Origin of the sequence: Flavobacterium sp., assembly GCF_031363805.1 — a bacterium.
Classification (GTDB): Bacteria; Bacteroidota; Bacteroidia; order Flavobacteriales; family Flavobacteriaceae; genus Flavobacterium.
In genome coordinates, this window is the sequence record NZ_JANLVD010000203.1 from 1 (window position 1) to 2656 (window position 2656).

The following is a 2656-nucleotide window of genomic DNA, read 5'->3' on the forward strand; positions in this document are numbered from 1 at the left end:
ATATAACCTAAATTAATAGATGTTGAAGCACCTATGTTTTTACCATAATCAATTTTATAACCAAAAATTCCCACTATTCTGTTTGGTGTATTATTATTTGATAATGATAATTTTAAATCATTGTTTCCATTCACAGATCTAGCATTTGTCCATGAACCAGCAGCAATAGAACCAGCTGATAATAAATCATAAGCGTCTGAACGGGTATAGGCAATAGAACCCCATAATCCATTTTTAAAAGGATATTCTAGTTTAAAGGTTGTTGAATAAAAATAACCTTGATTTGAATTTGATAGTACAATACCATTTGAAACATTATTATTTATTCTTGTTCCATTATCTGTACCAGCAAAATAAGGTCTGTTGTCACCACTTAATGAGCCATTTAAAGTTCCGGTTGGCGCAGCTAAATTGGCATTATAATAAAATACTTCATTTATATTTTTACTAAAAATACTTTCTATAGTACCTACAAAACCAAATGGTAATTTTTGATCAACTGCGATTGTAGTTTTCCAAGTTTGTGGAAATTTATAATCTCTGGCATTGAAGGCCAAATCAAAAGTTGAAGGTAAAGCAGCTACTTTAGGACCTAATTGAGAAACGTTTGTAGTGAAACCGAATGGTTGATTACCTCCTGTTCCATTTACAATATCGTCACCACTTGCATCAATAAACCCTGTTAAAACTCCATTATTTCCAATAGCGTTTGATATAAATACAAAGGGTGGTCTTCCTGAGAAAATCCCAGTTCCGCCTCTCACTTGTGTTGTATTATTCCCATTAACATCCAAATTAAATCCTACTCTTGGTTCAAAAAGATATTGTGCCTTTGGCATATCTCCTGTATTAAATTTTTCACCATTGGCAAAAGTCAATCCTGTAACTGTTTTATTTTCAATCGCTGTATCTGAAAAAGACACTCTTGTAGCTCTGAGTCCAATTGTTAATCTAAAAGTTTCATCAACTTTAATAGCATCTTGTACATAAACATCTAATTTATTAGACTTTGTAACTTGAAGAGGCTCAGCACCACCTGGTAATGCAGAATATCTATATTGAAATCTAGCAATTTTTGTTGGATCAGCAGCAGAGATTGCTCCTGCAGCTAAACCATTAGTTAAACTCTCAAAATCAGCTAATGAGTTGAAAACATATACACCATTTGATCCAGGAAAAAATGAATTATTTGAAATAAAATGTTCAAAATTTGCCCCAAATAAAAGTGAATGATTACCAAGATTCCATGTCAAATTATTTGTAAAGTGTAGTGTTGAATAATCCAATTTATTCCCCTGAGTAAAAGGATCTAATCCTGCAGCTATATAACCTGTAGCTCCATTTTTAATATCTATTGTTGGAAAAAGACCACCACCTTGCAAAGCTCTATCTTCATTTTGGTAATCATAACCTGCAATAAAATTATTATTCCATTTGTCGGATATTTTGCTATCCAATTCTAAAACGATAGATCTGGTGTTATCTTTTATAACATAGCCGCTATTTTTATAAGATATTGAGTTTGGATTTGTTCTTCTATTTCCAAAACCCAAGGAATTTGAATTTGATGTTAGCTCATCTGAAGATGAATTGTGGAATACGAAACGCGTTGTTAATTTATGATTGTCATTTATATTCCAATCTAGTCTAGTTAAGAATTTTTTCGATTCTCTTTTTGCATCAAATCCTTCATAAGGACCTGTCTCATATCCTAATCTGCTTAAAATTGATGATACTTTGATTAAATCTTCAACAGTTGGATCAGAAACTTGCGCTCCTCTATTTAGAGAGTTTGAAGCTGTCCAAGTTGTTGCTGGACTAGTATTATCAATGGTTTCAAAATTACCAAAGAAAAATAATTTATCTTTAATTATTGGCGCTCCTATTCTAACACCATATATTTTTTCATCAAATGTACCTGGAGTGATTATTGTCTTTCCAGCTTTTGTTCCAACAAAATCTTTTTTGTTATTTCTAAAGGAATGATAAACCGAACCTTCTATTTCATTAGTTCCAGAACGTGTTACAGCATTAATGCCCGATCCTGTAAAACCTGACTGACGTACATCAAAAGGAGCGATATTTACTTGCAATTGCTCAATAGCGTCTAATGATATTGCTGTAGAACCTGTTCTACCCCCAGCTTGCGCATCTGAACCTAGTCCAAAACCATTATTGAAAACAGATCCGTCAATAGTAAAGTTGTTTAAACGAGAATCCTGACCTCCGAAAGAACCATTGGCTCCAGCATTTGCATTGTATTTTGTAATGGCAGTAATAGAACGTGCTCCTGTTACAGGAACAGCATTAATCTCTCTAGTTGAAAATTGTTGTGAAGCACCAGTTCTTCCTTTAGAGAATACACTATTTGACTGCTTCACTGCAACCACACTTACTTCTTGTAAAGCAGTCATCTCATCCTGAAGTACCACATTTACAGTGACATTACTTCCTAAATTGGCATTAATATCTGTAACTTGACCAGTTTTAAAACCCATAAATGTTACGGTAACCAAATAAGGCCCTCCTGGTCTGATGGATGGAATTGAATATCCACCAGTAAAATCTGCGCTGGCAAAATATTTTGTACCTGTTGGTTCATGTTTGACCTCAACAGTAGCGCCTGGCAACGATTCCCCTTTGCTTGATTTTACAG

At 33.8% G+C, this 2656-nt stretch carries 1 protein-coding gene; it reads right to left on the reverse strand.

The features are described 5' to 3' along the window. Nucleotides 1–2656 (reverse strand): carboxypeptidase regulatory-like domain-containing protein (locus tag RMN92_RS10790; RefSeq protein WP_309609453.1); only part of this gene is annotated, 2656 nt, incomplete at both ends.